At 68.0% G+C, this 13,049-nt stretch carries 12 protein-coding genes; 4 read left to right on the top strand and 8 right to left on the bottom strand.

What is annotated here, in order from left to right; all coding sequences use genetic code 11:
* Nucleotides 1-95 precede the first annotated feature (95 nt).
* Both MNQ95_RS00770 and MNQ95_RS00765 read right to left on the bottom strand, forming a co-directional pair.
* Nucleotides 96-533, bottom strand: coding sequence for a DUF2147 domain-containing protein (locus MNQ95_RS00770; protein ID WP_241953517.1), 438 nt, complete (start codon nt 531-533; stop codon nt 96-98).
* A gap of 156 nt (nt 534-689) precedes the next feature.
* Nucleotides 690-3,707: a TonB-dependent receptor domain-containing protein gene (locus tag MNQ95_RS00765; protein ID WP_241953516.1), complete on the bottom strand. Its 3,018-nt coding sequence runs from the start codon at nt 3,705-3,707 to the stop codon at nt 690-692.
* Between the two features lie 165 nt (nt 3,708-3,872).
* Here MNQ95_RS00765 and apbC point away from each other — a divergent pair, with 165 nt between their 5' ends.
* A complete protein-coding gene (gene apbC / locus MNQ95_RS00760; RefSeq protein WP_241953515.1) occupies nt 3,873-4,946 on the top strand; it encodes an iron-sulfur cluster carrier protein ApbC in 1,074 nt (357 codons plus the stop codon).
* A 150-nt stretch (nt 4,947-5,096) separates the two neighbouring features.
* On the top strand, nt 5,097-5,669 hold the full coding sequence (gene dcd / locus MNQ95_RS00755) for a dCTP deaminase (RefSeq protein WP_162409092.1): 573 nt from the start codon (nt 5,097-5,099) through the stop codon (nt 5,667-5,669).
* Nucleotides 5,670-5,735: 66 nt separating this feature from the next.
* On the opposite strand, the gene MNQ95_RS00750 is transcribed toward dcd, so the two are convergent.
* Genes MNQ95_RS00750 through MNQ95_RS00740 form a run of 3 tightly spaced genes read right to left on the bottom strand, consistent with a single transcriptional unit; the run spans nt 5,736 to nt 7,036 of the window.
* Nucleotides 5,736-5,900: a LiaI-LiaF-like domain-containing protein gene (locus tag MNQ95_RS00750; RefSeq protein ID WP_202922832.1), complete on the bottom strand. Its 165-nt coding sequence runs from the start codon at nt 5,898-5,900 to the stop codon at nt 5,736-5,738.
* Nucleotides 5,901-5,930: 30 nt separating this feature from the next.
* Nucleotides 5,931-6,341, bottom strand: a complete 411-nt coding sequence (locus tag MNQ95_RS00745; protein ID WP_241953514.1) for an HIT family protein — start codon at nt 6,339-6,341, stop codon at nt 5,931-5,933.
* A complete protein-coding gene (locus MNQ95_RS00740) occupies nt 6,338-7,036 on the bottom strand; it encodes a dienelactone hydrolase family protein (protein ID WP_241953513.1) in 699 nt (232 codons plus the stop codon). The genes MNQ95_RS00745 and MNQ95_RS00740 overlap by 4 nt, the downstream gene beginning before the upstream one ends.
* 235 nt (nt 7,037-7,271) lie before the next feature.
* On the opposite strand from MNQ95_RS00740, the gene rimO reads away from it, so the two are divergent.
* A complete protein-coding gene (gene rimO, locus MNQ95_RS00735) occupies nt 7,272-8,639 on the top strand; it encodes a 30S ribosomal protein S12 methylthiotransferase RimO (RefSeq protein WP_241953512.1) in 1,368 nt (455 codons plus the stop codon).
* A 186-nt stretch (nt 8,640-8,825) separates the two neighbouring features.
* On the opposite strand, the gene greB is transcribed toward rimO, so the two are convergent.
* Genes greB through MNQ95_RS00720 form a run of 3 tightly spaced genes read right to left on the bottom strand, consistent with a single transcriptional unit; the run spans nt 8,826 to nt 11,300 of the window.
* Nucleotides 8,826-9,341, bottom strand: coding sequence for a transcription elongation factor GreB (gene greB, locus MNQ95_RS00730; RefSeq protein WP_241953511.1), 516 nt, complete (start codon nt 9,339-9,341; stop codon nt 8,826-8,828).
* 1 nt (nt 9,342) lies between these two features.
* Nucleotides 9,343-9,765, bottom strand: a complete 423-nt coding sequence (locus tag MNQ95_RS00725) for a hypothetical protein (protein WP_241953510.1) — start codon at nt 9,763-9,765, stop codon at nt 9,343-9,345.
* Between the two features lie 23 nt (nt 9,766-9,788).
* Complete coding sequence (locus tag MNQ95_RS00720; protein WP_241953509.1) at nt 9,789-11,300, bottom strand: helicase HerA-like domain-containing protein; 1,512 nt, start codon at nt 11,298-11,300, stop codon at nt 9,789-9,791.
* 131 nt (nt 11,301-11,431) lie between these two features.
* Here MNQ95_RS00720 and MNQ95_RS00715 point away from each other — a divergent pair, with 131 nt between their 5' ends.
* Nucleotides 11,432-12,979, top strand: a complete 1,548-nt coding sequence (locus tag MNQ95_RS00715) for a lytic transglycosylase domain-containing protein (protein ID WP_241953508.1) — start codon at nt 11,432-11,434, stop codon at nt 12,977-12,979.
* Nucleotides 12,980-13,049: the final 70 nt, after the last annotated feature.

Here is a 13,049-nt window from a genome sequence, read left to right as displayed (position 1 = left end):
GTGGCTCCCCGCGTGGCTTACCAGCCGTAACGCAGGCCCGAAATGCAGCGACCCGGCCGGGGCCGGGTCGCGCGCGTGCCGCGTGTCGCGTGGAATTACTGGCGGATCCAGGTCTGCGACTTGCAGATGAAGGCGATGCAGCCGGACACCTCCAGCTTCTTGCCGCCCTCGACCAGCTCCATCTTCGACTTGTAGACCTTGCCTTCGTCGGGCTTGAGGATGGTGCCGCCGGCGTAGGCGCCGCCGCCTTCGGCCTTCATCCCGCGGATGATCTCCATCCCGGTGATCGGCTTGTTCTTGCGGTCGTCCTTGCACTTGTCGCAGACCGGGTTGGGCTTGCTCGGGTTGAGCAGCTCGACGATGTGGCCGCTGATGACGCCGTTCGGCGCCTGGGTGATCTCGACGATCGACTTGGGCTTGCCGGTCTCGCTGTCGACGGTCTTCCAGCGGCCAACGACCGAGTCGGCGGCGATGGCGGAAACGGGGGAGGCCAGGACGGCGGCCGAAAGCAGGGCGAGCAGGGTGATGCGCATGTTCCCCTCCCAAGGGGCGTCAGTTGATCGGTATCTCGATGCCTGGAAAGGCAGGATGGTTATACCGCATTCGCCTGCGTATGGAGAGGTGGCCGGGCGAAAAAAGGGGGCCCGGCTTGCGCCGGGCCCCCGTCAGCAGATCCTGATGGACTTCGATCAGAACCGGTAGGTTGCGCCCATGTACATGTAGCGGCCCACGTTGTCGTACATCGCGCTTCCGATGTCGGCGCCGAAGTAGTTCAGCGGCGGATCCTTGTCGAATGCGTTGTCGATGCCCAGGTAGACGTCAAGCTTGTTCTCGCCCGGGAAGGTATAGCCGAACTGGAAGTTGTGGTACGTGTACGAGCCGTTGGCGATCGGCGCGGCCGAACCCGGGTTGCTGGCGTAGCTGGCCGGGGTGACGCGCAGGTTGCCGTCCACGTACTGCATGTTCCAGGTGGCACGCCAGTCGTTCCAGGTGTAGCCGGTTTCCAGGTTGGCGCGCCAACGCGGATCGGTCACGTAGGTGACGTACTCGTTGAACTCGCCCGGGAACGCCTGGAACGGCCACTCGCGCGACTGGATCATGCGGGTGCCGACGAAGCGCAGCGCGGTGTTGCCACCGAGCAGGTCGAAGTTGTAGTCGACCTCCAGGTCGACGCCGACGCGGCGGGACTTGGCCAGGTTTTCGTTCAGCGCGATCCAGTTGGTGATGCTGTAGGCCGGGAAGATACGACCCTGCGAGTCGGTGTAGCCACCGGACCCAGCGCGTTCGATCATGCGGCAGAACTCGTTGTCGATGCCGCCGGGCGAGTCCACGCAGCGGCTCGCATTGGTCTGCGCGGTGACGGCGCCGATCGCGTCTTCCAGGCGGATGTTCCAGTAGTCGACGGCGATGCCGAGGTTCTCGATGAAGCCGGGCTGCCAGACCAGGCCGAGGGTCCAGCTGTCGGCCTGCTCCTCGGACAGGGCCGGGTTGCCGCCGCTGACGCCGGGGCGATTGGCGCTGTACGTGTCAACCCAACCCACCGGAACGCCCAGTGCCGAGCAGTTGGCCTGGCGGAGGGCCGGGTCCTTCGCGGTCGACGGACGGTTGGTGTTGGTGTTCTGGTAGTTACACGGGTCGGCGATGGTGGCAAAGTTCTGCGACTGCGGGTTGTACAGCTCGCCGATGCTCGGCGCGCGAACCGCGTGAGCCAGAGTGCCGCGGAAGCGCAGCGAGTCGATGATCTGCCAGTTCAGACCGGCGTTCCAGGTGAAGGTGTTGCCGATGGTGCTGTAGTCCGACAGACGGCCGGCCAGGTCCACCGACAGCATTTCGATGCCCGGGATGTCGGCGAGCAGCGGAACGGTGGTTTCCGCGTAGAACTCGCTGACGTCGTACTTGCCGCCGCGGCTGGGGATCGCGTTGAGGAAGGTCAGGCCGAGCGCTGCGAGCGGATCGGTGTTCTCCTGGCTCTTCTCCTCGCGGTACTCGAGGCCCGCGGCGAAGCCCACGTCGCCGGCCGGCAGCGAGAACAGCGAGCTGTTGGCGATGGACGCTTCGAGCACGGTCTGCTGCAGCTTGGAGGTGTTCAACGAATTGGTGTTGAACCAAGCGGCCGCCTCGGGGTTGATCGCGCCGTTGCCGAAGGTGCTGAACGGCACGCAGCCGGTGCGCGCGAACGACGAATAGATCGCGTTCGTGTGCGGGTTGATCGCGCCGGCGTTCAGCGTGGTGCGGCACACGATGTTGCCGGTGGCCGGGTCGCGCACGGCATCCATACCGGCCTGCCAGCGTTCGTTGATGCGGTTGTTGAGGTTCAGGCGGTCGATCGTGGTCTGGCCGTAGTTGGCCGAGGCCTCGTAGTTCCAGTCGCCCAGGTAGCCCTCGAAGCCGAACACGGCGCGCGCGGTCTGGCGCTCCACGTTCTCGCCGCGACGGCCGGCGTCGACGTTGAAGCGCGACACCTGCAGGATCTTCTGGCCGTCCTGCACGGTCAGGGCGGAGGCATCCATCAGCGCGCCCAGCTGCGGCGAGACGTAAGCGTTGTCGCGGCGAATGCGGATCGGCTGGTCGAAGGACGGCTGGCCGTAGAACTGCGACTCGGTCTTGCTGTACTTGCCTTCGAAGAACATCCGGTGGTTGTCGTTCAGATCGAAGTTGAACATCATGTTCGTGCTGAAACGATCGAACGCCGGCTGCAGGTCGGCCACCGCGTTCAGGTCGGCGAAGTCGCAATCCACGCAGGACGTGGCGCTGACCACCGTGCCGTCATAGCGGTTCTTGCGGAAGGTGCCGTCCGGGTTGAACAGGTAGCGGTTACCCCAGGTCGCCGGGTTGGTCGGGCTGAAGGTACCGATGGTGAAGGTGCCGCCGTACGAGATCGAGTGGTTGCCGCCCGGGCCGCTGACCACGGTCTGCGGGTTGCTCTGGCTCGGCGGCTGGCTCGGGTCGTAGCTCGGGTTCGGGACCGACACCAGGTACTGGGTGCCGATGTCGCGGTTGCCGCGGCCGAAGCGGTCCTGCTTGCTGTATTCCATCGAGAACGCGGCGTTGCCGCGGCCGTCGGCAAAGCTGTCGCCCGCCGAGAAGCTGGCGAAGGAGCGATTGAAACTGCCTTCGCTGGCCATGCCGCCCTGGCCGCGCAGGTCGAAGCCCTCGAACGACTTCTTCATGATGAAGTTGACCACGCCGGCGACGGCGTCGGCGCCGTACACGGCCGACACGCCGCCGGTCATGACCTCGACGCGCTCGATCCACTCGACCGGGATGGTGTTGACGTCGACCGCGGTCGAGCCGGGGCTGGAGCCGACATGGCGACGGCCGTTCACCAGCACCAGGGTGCGGGCGGTGCCCATGCCGCGCAGGTCGAGCATGCCAAGGCCGGCGGTGCCGATGAAGCGGGTCGAGTTGCCCAGCGTATAGTTCGGCGACAGCTGCGGCAGCTTGGTCATCAGGTCGCCGATGTTGACGGCGCCGGTGGTGCGGATTTCCTCGGCGGTGATCGAGGTAACAGGTGCAGGCGTAACGAATCCGACGCGAGCGATGCGCGAACCGGTCACGGTGACGCGATCAAGGTCCGCAGTCTTGGTTTCCTGTGCTTCCTGGGCCTCTTCCTGGGCCAGGGCGTTACCGGCGGCAGGAAGGATCAACGCAGCGAAAAGCGCAGCAGTCAGACGGTTGCGCTTGGGCGCGCAATGGCGTGAATTCATAATGTCATTCCCCGAAAAATTGAAGACTTCTGGTCATCGGCCCATCCCCGGGCCGGAGCTGAATACGACCGGGGTTTAGCCGGCGTGGCCGGAACTTAACACGGTTTTAATTTCAGATGCATCATTTGTCACAATGACGACCTACCTATCTGACAGCGCGGCGGAATGAACACTCTCGACCTCTTATCCAAGACCCTGCAGGACCTGAAGGACCCCGTCTCCGGCCTCGTTCTGGCGGATTCACGCGCGCGCTGGGAGGTGCATGCGGAGGGGGAGGGGTGCCGGGTCGTGCTGCAATCCGGATATCCGCTCGCGCCTGAGGTCGTCGTAGCGTTGCGTCCGCAGATCGAGGCGGCCGCCGCGGCGCACGGGGTGGGGCCGGTCCGGGTCGAGGTCCGTCATCGCATCGCCGCACATGCCGTTCAGGCGGGCTTGGCGCCCGCCACTCGCGTGCGCAACGTCATCGCTGTCGGTTCGGGCAAGGGCGGCGTCGGCAAGTCGACCACCGCGGTGAACCTGGCCCTGGCCCTGCAGCGGCTGGGGGCGAGGGTGGGCGTGCTCGACGCCGACGTCTACGGGCCGAGCGTGCCCGCCATGCTCGGCCTGTCCGGCCGGCCCGAGAGCCCCGACGACAAGTCGATCGAGCCGATGCGCGCGTTCGGCGTCGAGGCCATGTCGATCGGCCTGCTGGTGGATGCCGACACGCCGATGATCTGGCGCGGGCCGATGGCCACCTCGGCGCTGACCCAGCTGTTCGCCGACACCCGCTGGGGCGACCTCGATTACCTGCTGATCGACCTGCCGCCGGGCACCGGCGACATCCAGTTGACCCTGGCGCAGAAGATCCCGGTGGCCGGCGCGGTGATCGTGACCACGCCGCAGGAGATCGCCACCCTCGACGCGCGCAAGGCGCTGAAGATGTTCGAGAAGGTGCACGTGCCGGTATTGGGCATTGTCGAGAACATGGCCGTGCACGTGTGTTCGAACTGCGGGCATGCCGAGCACCTGTTCGGCCAGGGCGGCGGCCAGGCGATGGCCGCCCAGTACGGGGTGCCGCTGCTCGGGTCGCTGCCGCTGGACCTGCGCATCCGCGAACAGGGCGATGCCGGTACGCCGGTGGTTGCGGCCGCGCCGGATTCGGCGCCGGCGCGGGCCTATCTCGCCGCTGCGCAGTCGCTGGCCGCGCACCTGGCCGGAAGGCCGCGAGCGTCGATTCCGATCAGCGCAACGCTGGCGTAGGCCGCCGTTCCGGAGAGCCGGGCCTGCCCGGCTGGCCGGGCAGCGGTGGCGGCCATCACGAAGGGCAACCGGGCCGGCGCGGCATGCAGGCCGGCCGGGCCCGCTCTACAATTCGACGGTCACGGGCCGGGGCGCCCCAGGGAACACCGCATGAGCATCAAGAGCGACCGCTGGATCCGCCGCATGGCCGAGCAGCACGGAATGATCGAGCCGTTCGAGCCGGGCCAGGTCAAGCACGCGAACGGCGAACGCATCGTCAGCTACGGCACCTCCAGCTACGGCTACGACGTGCGTTGCTCGCGCGAGTTCAAGGTGTTCACCAACATCAACTCCACGATCGTCGACCCCAAGCACTTCGACCCGAAGAGCTTCGTCGACATCGAGGCCGACGAGTGCATCATCCCGCCGAACTCCTTTGCCCTGGCGCGTACCGTCGAGTTCTTCCGGATCCCGCGCGACACGCTGGTGGTGTGCCTGGGCAAGAGCACCTATGCGCGTTGCGGGATCATCGTCAACGTGACCCCGCTGGAACCGGAGTGGGAAGGGCACGTGACCCTGGAATTCAGCAACACCACGCCGCTGCCGGCGCGGATCTATGCCAATGAGGGCGTGGCGCAGATGCTGTTCTTCCAGTCCGATGCCGATGACGTCTGCGAGACCTCGTACAAGGACCGCGGCGGCAAGTACCAGGGCCAGACCGGGGTCACCCTGCCGCGGACCTGAGCTTCACAGGCACGCGGATGCACGAAGGGCGCGGATTCCGCGCCCTTCTGCTTGCGGGCGGGGGGGCTACTTGCGCTTGAACAGCAGGCCGACCCCGACCGCCACCAGGATCGCCGGCCACCAGGTAGCCAGCAGGCTGCCCAGCCCGCTGTCGATCCATCCCAGGTTGCGGGCCAGGAAGAACAGGCCCAGGACGATCAGGACGAGTGCGGCGAACAGGTTGGAGCCCATGGTGGTCAGGTCGGCAGTGGGAACGGGCGCCTATGCTAGCCGTTGCCGCCAGCGCGCCGTAAGCATTTGCAGCGCTTCGGGTGCGTGGCGCTGCATCGGGCCACTGCCCCAGACCGGGCCTGGCCAGGCCGGATCGCCGGCATGGCGGCCGACCACGTGCACGTGCAGCTGGCGGACGATGTTGCCGAGCGCGCCGATGTTGAGTTTCTCCACCCCCGGCTCGCCGCGCAGCAGCTGCGAGACCTGGTTGAGTTCGGCCAGCAGCAGGCGTTGCTGGCTGCCGTCCAGGTCGATCCACTCGGTCGCGCCGGCCACGCGTGGCACCAGCACCAGCCACGGGAAACGGGTGTCGTCGATCAGTCGCACCTGCGACAGCGGACCGTCGGCGACGAACACGCTGTCGGCGGCCAGGCGCGGATCCAGTTCGAATCCGCCGCTCATCGCAGGTGCTCGCCGAAGAACGCCAGGCTGCGCGCCCGCGCCAGGGTGGCGCTGCCCTTGTCGTAGGCCTTTGGATCGACGTCCCGGTTGAACGCGTGGCCGGCCGGATAGGCATGCACGGACATCGAGGGCAGGGCGCGCCGGTGCGCCTCGACCGCTTCGGGCTTGATCGACGGGTCGTGCTCGCCGAAGTGGAACATCACCGATGCACGCGGCGCCGCGACCAGGGCCGGGTCCTCGAGGAACGGCAGGTCGCGCGCGCCGTAGTAGCTGACCGAGGGCAGCCCCAGCTTCAGCGCCGACAGCATCGCCACGGTGCCGCCCCAGCAGTAGCCGACCGTGCCGATCACCTGCCGGGCCTGGGAGGCGGCCAGGTGGGCGCGCAGGTGCGCGGCGGCGCTGGCGACGATGTCGAGGGCCGGGTCCTGGCCGAGCTGGCCGACCAGCTCGCGGCCGCGGGCGAAGCCGGCCTCGTCGTAGCCCAGCTCGACGCCGCGCTCGACCGGGTCGAACAGGGCCGGGGCCAGGACCGCATAGCCGTCGGCGGCGTAACCGTCGGCGACGTCGCGGATGTGCGCGTTGACCCCGAAGATCTCCTGGATCACGACCAGGCCGGCCTTCGGCGCCGGTCCCGGGTCGGCCTGCCATGCGGCCACCGCGCCGTGCGGGGTGTCGAGCTGGATCCAATGGCCCATGGGTGGCTGCCTCGTCCGGTCGGGCGCCCATTATGGGCGCCACCGCCGCACAGGGCTGTCCGGTGGAGCTGGGCTTGCGCGGCTGCGCTCCGGCTGCCGGCGCAGCGGGGCAAGCCCCGCTCTACGGCGCGGCGCGCGGCGTCCAGGGCGGTACAGCTGCGGCAGGTATAATTCCGCGCCCCGGCCACGCCGGGACCGCCACCGTTCCGGCAGCCCGCTCCCCAAGTCCCCGCCCATGTCCCTGCAGAACCCCAAAGTCGGCTTCGTCAGCCTCGGCTGCCCGAAAGCGCTGGTCGATTCCGAGCGCATCCTCACCCAGCTCCGGGTCGAGGGTTATGACATCGTCCCCACGTACGACGCCGCCGACGTGGTGGTGGTCAACACCTGCGGCTTCATCGAGTCGGCGGTAGCTGAATCGCTGGACGCCATCGGCGAGGCGATGAACCAGAATGGCAAGGTCATCGTCACCGGCTGCCTGGGCAAGCGCTCGGAGCTGATCCGTGAGCAGTATCCGGACGTGCTGGCGGTCTCCGGTCCGCAGGACTACGGCAGCGTGATGGAAGCGGTGCACGCGGCATTGCCGCCCAAGCACGACCCGTTCCTGGATCTGGTCCCGGACTACGGACTCAAGCTGACGCCGCACCACTACGCGTACCTGAAGATTTCCGAGGGCTGCAACCATCGCTGCAGCTTCTGCATCATCCCGTCGATGCGTGGCGACCTGGTGTCGCGCCCGGTCGACGAGGTGCTGCGCGAGGCCGAGCGCCTGGTCAAGGGCGGCGTGCGCGAACTGCTGGTCGTCTCGCAGGACACCTCTGCCTACGGCGTCGACCTGAAATACGCGTCGCGTAGCTGGCGTGGCCGCGAATACCAGACCCGGATGAAGGCGCTGTGCGAAGGCCTGTCCGAGCTGGACGCGTGGACGCGCCTGCACTACGTCTACCCGTATCCGCACGTGGACGACGTGATCCCGCTGATGGCCGAGGGCAAGGTGCTGCCGTACCTGGACATTCCGTTCCAGCACGCCAGCCCGCGCGTGCTCAAGCTGATGAAGCGCCCGGGCGCGGTCGACAAGACCCTGGAGCGCGTGCAGCGCTGGCGCGCGATATGTCCGGAGCTGACCCTGCGCTCGACCTTCATCGTCGGCTTCCCCGGCGAGACCGAGGCCGAGTTCGAGGAACTGCTCGACTTCCTCGACGAAGCGCAGCTGGATCGCGTCGGCGCGTTCGCCTATTCGCCGGTGGACGGCGCGGCTGCCAACGCGCTGCCCGATCCGGTGCCCGAAGAGGTCAAGCAGGAGCGCCTGGCCCGCTTCATGGAACGGCAGGGCGAAATTTCCGCCGCACGCCTGGAAGCGAAGGTCGGCACCGTGCAGCGCTGCCTGGTCGACCTGGTCGACGGTGAACTGGCGATCGCCCGTTCGATGGCCGATGCGCCGGAGATCGATGGTGTCGTGCAGATCCAGGATGGCCGCGATGCCGGCCTGCAACCGGGCGAATTCGTCGACGTGCGGATCATGGGCAGCGACGAGCACGACCTGTACGGCGAGGTCGAATACGCCGAAACCGGCGACAGCGCGCCGCTGGGTTTGCGCCTGGTCTGAGCGACGCGGCATGCAGCGGGGACGGTGCGACGGTCGCTCCGGGCGATCGGACTGCGCGCAGGGAACCGGTCTGCCTGGGCGGAACCGGTGCCGCATCTGTAGGAGCAGGCATGACCGCGACACCGATGTCGCCGGCACAGGCGACGATATCGTTGTCCCGACGCCCGGTCGCGGTCATGCCCGCGCCTACGGCAGGGGCGCTGCGCCGTACTTCACCGAGATGATCGCGAAGCGTGCCGGTCCGCCCGGCAGCTGTGCTTCGACTTCGTCGTCGACGCGCTTCTTCAGCAGCGCACGCGCCATCGGCGAATCGATGCTGATCCAGCCGGTCGCCGCATCGGTTTCGTCCGGTCCGACGATGCGATAACGGCTCAGGTCGCCGTTGTCGATGCGCTCCAGCTCGATCCACGCGCCGAAGAACACCGCTTCCGGATCGGCCGGGACTTCGTCGATCACGCGCAGGGCGGGCAGGCGTTTGCTCAGGTAGCGTACGCGCCGGTCGATCTCGCCGAGTTGCTTCTTGCGGTAGGTGTATTCGGCGTTCTCCGAGCGGTCGCCCTCGGCTGCCGCTGCCGCCAGCGCCTTCACCACTTCCGGTCGTTTCACGCGCCAAAGCTCGTCCAGCTCTGCCTTGAGCCGGTCATGGCCGGCGCGCGTGATCAGCGCGGTGCTTTTCTCCGGTGGTGGCCGCCAGCGCGACATGTCAGCGTCCCCACGGGGTGGGTTGCGCGCGGTGCAGGCTGCGGCCGCGGGGATCCTCGACCGGTTCGATGCAGCTGCCTTCGGCGAGCACCAGCAGGTCGTCCAGTGCGACAGCGAACTCGCGCGCTCCTGCCAGGCCGTCGGGCACCAGCCGCACACAGGTGCCGTTCCACTCCACCGACCAGTCGCCCTGTTCGAGTGGCAGGTCCTCGAGGGTAGTGCGGCAATGCGCCTGCATCGCATAGCGCCGGTCGGGGCCGAGCCGGAGCAGGGCGTCGGCGTGGGCGCAGCCTGCGAGCGGGACGCTTCCGAAGAACGTGCCGGACATCGCCGGAAGCTCACGGTCGGCCGCATCCGATGCGAGCGCGCCTGCTGGAACGACGATCGCCAGCAGCGCCAGCAGGTTGCGAGGGAGAAACATCATGGAAATGTTGCTGCGCACATGTTTCAGCGCTTCTTGCCGCCGAACAGGCCACCCAGGATCCCACGCACGATCTGGTTGGTGATGGTGCGCGCGGCCTGCTTGCTCGACGCTTCGATAACGCCCTGGCGACGGCCGTTGCCGAACAGCACGTCGCTGACGGTCTTGCCGATGCCGCCTTCTTCCTGCGGCTGGGCGCGTCCGCCGCGCGTGCCGGTGCCACGTGCCGGCGGCGCTTCGGCGGCATCGGCCGCGGCCTGCGCGCGCCCGGCCAGTTTTTCCGCGGCCGATTCGCGATCGACTGCCTGGTCGTAGCGGGTGCCGACCGGGCTGCCGGCGCGGACCTGGCTGCGTTCGGTTTCGCTGATCGCACCCATCCGGCAGCGCGGCGGCGCGACTTTGGTCTGCTGCACGGGCGAGGGCACGCCCTTGTCCTGCAGGGTCGAGACCAGCGCTTCGCCGGTGCCGAGTTTTGAAAGCGTCGCGGCGACATCCAGCTTGGGATTCGGCACGAAGGTCTCGGCGGCGGTCCTGACCGCCTTCTGGTCGCGCGGGGTATAGGCGCGCAGCGCATGCTGCACGCGGTTGCCGAGCTGGCCGAGGATGTTGTCCGGCACGTCGTCGGGGAACTGCGAGCAGAAATACACGCCCACGCCCTTGGAGCGGATCAGGCGCACCACCTGTTCGATGCGCTGCTGCAGCGCGGCCGGCGCGTCGTCGAACAGCAGGTGGGCCTCGTCGAAGATGAAGGCCAGTTTCGGCTTGTCCAGGTCGCCCACCTCGGGCAGGTTCTCGAACAGCTCCGACAGCAGCCACAGCAGGAAGGTCGCGTACAGGCGCGGCTTGAGCACCAGCTGGTCGGCGGCAAGGATGCCGATCACGCCACGACCGTCGTGGTTGACGCGCATGAGGTCGGCCAGTTCCAGGGCCGGCTCGCCGAAGAAACCTTCGCCACCGTTCTGCGACAGGCGCAGCAGCGCGCGCTGGATCGCCGCGACCGACTGCGCGCTGACCAGGCCGTATTCGGTCGACACCGACTTGCGCTCCTCCACGACAAGGGCGAGCAATGCGCGCAGGTCGTCCAGGTCCAGCAGCAGCAGGCCGCGGTCGTCGGCCAGCTTGAACACGATGTCGAGCACCCCGGACTGGGTGTCGTTGAGTTCGAGGATCCGCCCAAGCAGGGTCGGCCCCATTTCGCTGACCGTGGTGCGTACCGGATGTCCGAGCTTGCCGTACAGGTCCCAGAACACCACCGGGCTGGCCTCCGGCGCGTAGCCGGCCACGCCGATTTCCGCGGCGCGCTGCGCCAGCGCATCGCCGCCCTGGCCGGCCACGGCCAGTCCGGCCACGTCGCCCTTCACGTCGGCCATGAACACCGGCACGCCGATCCGCGAGAAGCCTTCGGCCAGGGTCATCAGGGTCACGGTCTTGCCGGTGCCGGTGGCGCCGGCGACCAGCCCGTGGCGGTTGCCGTACTTCGGCAGCAGGGTGACCGGGATGTCGTCGGTGATGCCCTTGCCCAGCAGGATCGGGTCCATTCATGGCCTCTTGGCGGTATTGCGGATCGCGGAGTGGGTTGCCCCGGCGATTCTAGCCGGTGTGCCGCGGCTTGCCGCCCGGCGCTTCCCACGGCTAACCTGCCGGTCGCTTTCGTCGTACGAAGTCGCTGATGTTCCCCCGCTTTCCGAAATACTGGCCGCTGGCGGCCCTCCTGCTGGTCTGCGCCAGTCCATCCGCCCTTGCGCAGCGCGTCTCCGCCAAGGACAAGGTCGCGGCCGACGTGCTGGTCCAGCGCATGGCCACCGCCGAGCAGCGCTACAACAACGCGTTGGTCCTGGCCGCCAATGGCGACGCCAAGGGCGTGACCGAAAGCAATGCCGCGCTCGAGGACATGGAAGACGTGGTCGACGCCTGCGTAAAGCAGCGCGGCTGCCCGATGTCGGACCTGCTGGCGACCTGGAAGCGGCTGCTCAAGGCCGAGATCGATACAGCCGGCGAGGAGCTGGACGAGGACCCGGGCGAAGAGGCCCTGCTGGAAGCCGATACCGCGCTGGCGGCCGACATCCCGGAGGCGGCCCGCGCCGCGCGCCTGCTCGGCGATGACGATCGCCATGCGTTCGACCGGATGGTGAAGTTCAACCCGGCGATCCAGGCCGGCATCCGCCGCTGGCTGACCGACATGCGCCCGCAGCTGATGGACAGCTACGAGAACTACCAGGTCATGCGCCACCTGATGTGGCCGGAGTTCGAGCGACGCGGGCTGCCGGAGGCGCTGCTGTTCGGGATCATGGCCAAGGAATCCAACGGCCGCGTGCATGCGGTTTCGCGCGCAGGCGCGGCCGGGCCGATGCAGTTCATGCCCGCCACTGGTCGCCGCTTCGGCCTCGGTCCCGACGACAGCGGCTTCGACAGCCGCTATGACCCGCGCAGCGCGGCCATGGCCAGCGCCGCCTACCTGAACGAGCGGCTGCGCCAGCTCAACAACGACATGGAGCTCTCGCTGGCCGGCTACAACGGCGGCGAAGGCCGCGCCTTGCGCGTGCACCGCCAAAGCGGCGGCACCGGTTTCTGGGACGCGTCGGTCTACGGCCAGTTCCCGGCCGAGACCCGCGACTACGTGCCAATGGTCATCGCCGCGGCCTGGATCTACCTGCACCCGCGCCAGTACGGGGTCAGCTTCCCCAAGGTCGACGCGCATCCGGCAACGTTCAAGCTGGCGCGGCCGGCGAGCATCTACGAGCTGACCATCTGCCTGGGCAACCACGGCAACCGCGACGGCTACATGCGCACCTTGCGCAACCTCAATCCGCGCTACGAGGCCGAGAGCTGGATCCCGGCCGGCACCACGCTCAACGCCACCACCCGCGTCGCTGGCCTGTACGCACGCCATTGCAGCGGCGGTGCCCGCACGGATCTGGCGCGTGCGCTGGTCACCGCCGACGTCAATGCCGCGATCGTCAGCGATACGCGATCGGGCAATGTCGCCGTAGGCGAAGTGGTGCCGTTGCCGGGCGATGCCGCGTTTGTGCCGGCGCCGGTTCCGGCGGCGAAGCCGAAAGCGCGCACCCATCGCGTCGCCAAGGGCGACACCCTGGGCCGCATCGCCCAGCGTTACGGCTGCGAAGTGAAAACCCTGGCGCGCGCCAACGGGCTCAAGGCGCCGGGCTACAGCGTCCGCCAGGGCCAGCAGATCCGGCTCGACGGTTGCAGCCGGTAAGCGGACGTCGCTGGCCAGCCTTTCGCGCCGGGCTCTGCCTGTGTTCTGTAGGAGCGGGCATGACCGCGAC

The organism is Pseudoxanthomonas daejeonensis (assembly GCF_022637495.1).
In the GTDB taxonomy this organism is placed as follows: domain Bacteria; phylum Pseudomonadota; class Gammaproteobacteria; order Xanthomonadales; family Xanthomonadaceae; genus Pseudoxanthomonas; species Pseudoxanthomonas daejeonensis.
The sequence above is the reverse complement of the archived record's forward strand: the minus strand, read 5'-3'. Positions and strand labels throughout refer to the sequence as shown.

Bases quoted from the DNA above. Each gene is read 5' to 3' on its own strand.
- rimO (WP_241953512.1), top strand. From the start codon at position 7,272: ATGTCCCTGCAGAACCCCAAAGTCGGCTTCGTCAGCCTCGGCTGCCCG.
- MNQ95_RS00765 (WP_241953516.1), bottom strand. From the start codon at position 3,707: ATGAATTCACGCCATTGCGCGCCCAAGCGCAACCGTCTGACTGCTGCG.
- MNQ95_RS00745 (WP_241953514.1), bottom strand. From the start codon at position 6,341: ATGAGCGGCGGATTCGAACTGGATCCGCGCCTGGCCGCCGACAGCGTG.
- MNQ95_RS00770 (WP_241953517.1), bottom strand. From the start codon at position 533: ATGCGCATCACCCTGCTCGCCCTGCTTTCGGCCGCCGTCCTGGCCTCC.
- MNQ95_RS00740 (WP_241953513.1), bottom strand. From the start codon at position 7,036: ATGGGCCATTGGATCCAGCTCGACACCCCGCACGGCGCGGTGGCCGCA.
- dcd (WP_162409092.1), top strand. From the start codon at position 5,097: ATGAGCATCAAGAGCGACCGCTGGATCCGCCGCATGGCCGAGCAGCAC.
- apbC (WP_241953515.1), top strand. From the start codon at position 3,873: ATGAACACTCTCGACCTCTTATCCAAGACCCTGCAGGACCTGAAGGAC.
- greB (WP_241953511.1), bottom strand. From the start codon at position 9,341: ATGTCGCGCTGGCGGCCACCACCGGAGAAAAGCACCGCGCTGATCACG.
- MNQ95_RS00725 (WP_241953510.1), bottom strand. From the start codon at position 9,765: ATGATGTTTCTCCCTCGCAACCTGCTGGCGCTGCTGGCGATCGTCGTT.
- MNQ95_RS00750 (WP_202922832.1), bottom strand. From the start codon at position 5,900: ATGGGCTCCAACCTGTTCGCCGCACTCGTCCTGATCGTCCTGGGCCTG.
- MNQ95_RS00720 (WP_241953509.1), bottom strand. From the start codon at position 11,300: ATGGACCCGATCCTGCTGGGCAAGGGCATCACCGACGACATCCCGGTC.
- MNQ95_RS00715 (WP_241953508.1), top strand. From the start codon at position 11,432: ATGTTCCCCCGCTTTCCGAAATACTGGCCGCTGGCGGCCCTCCTGCTG.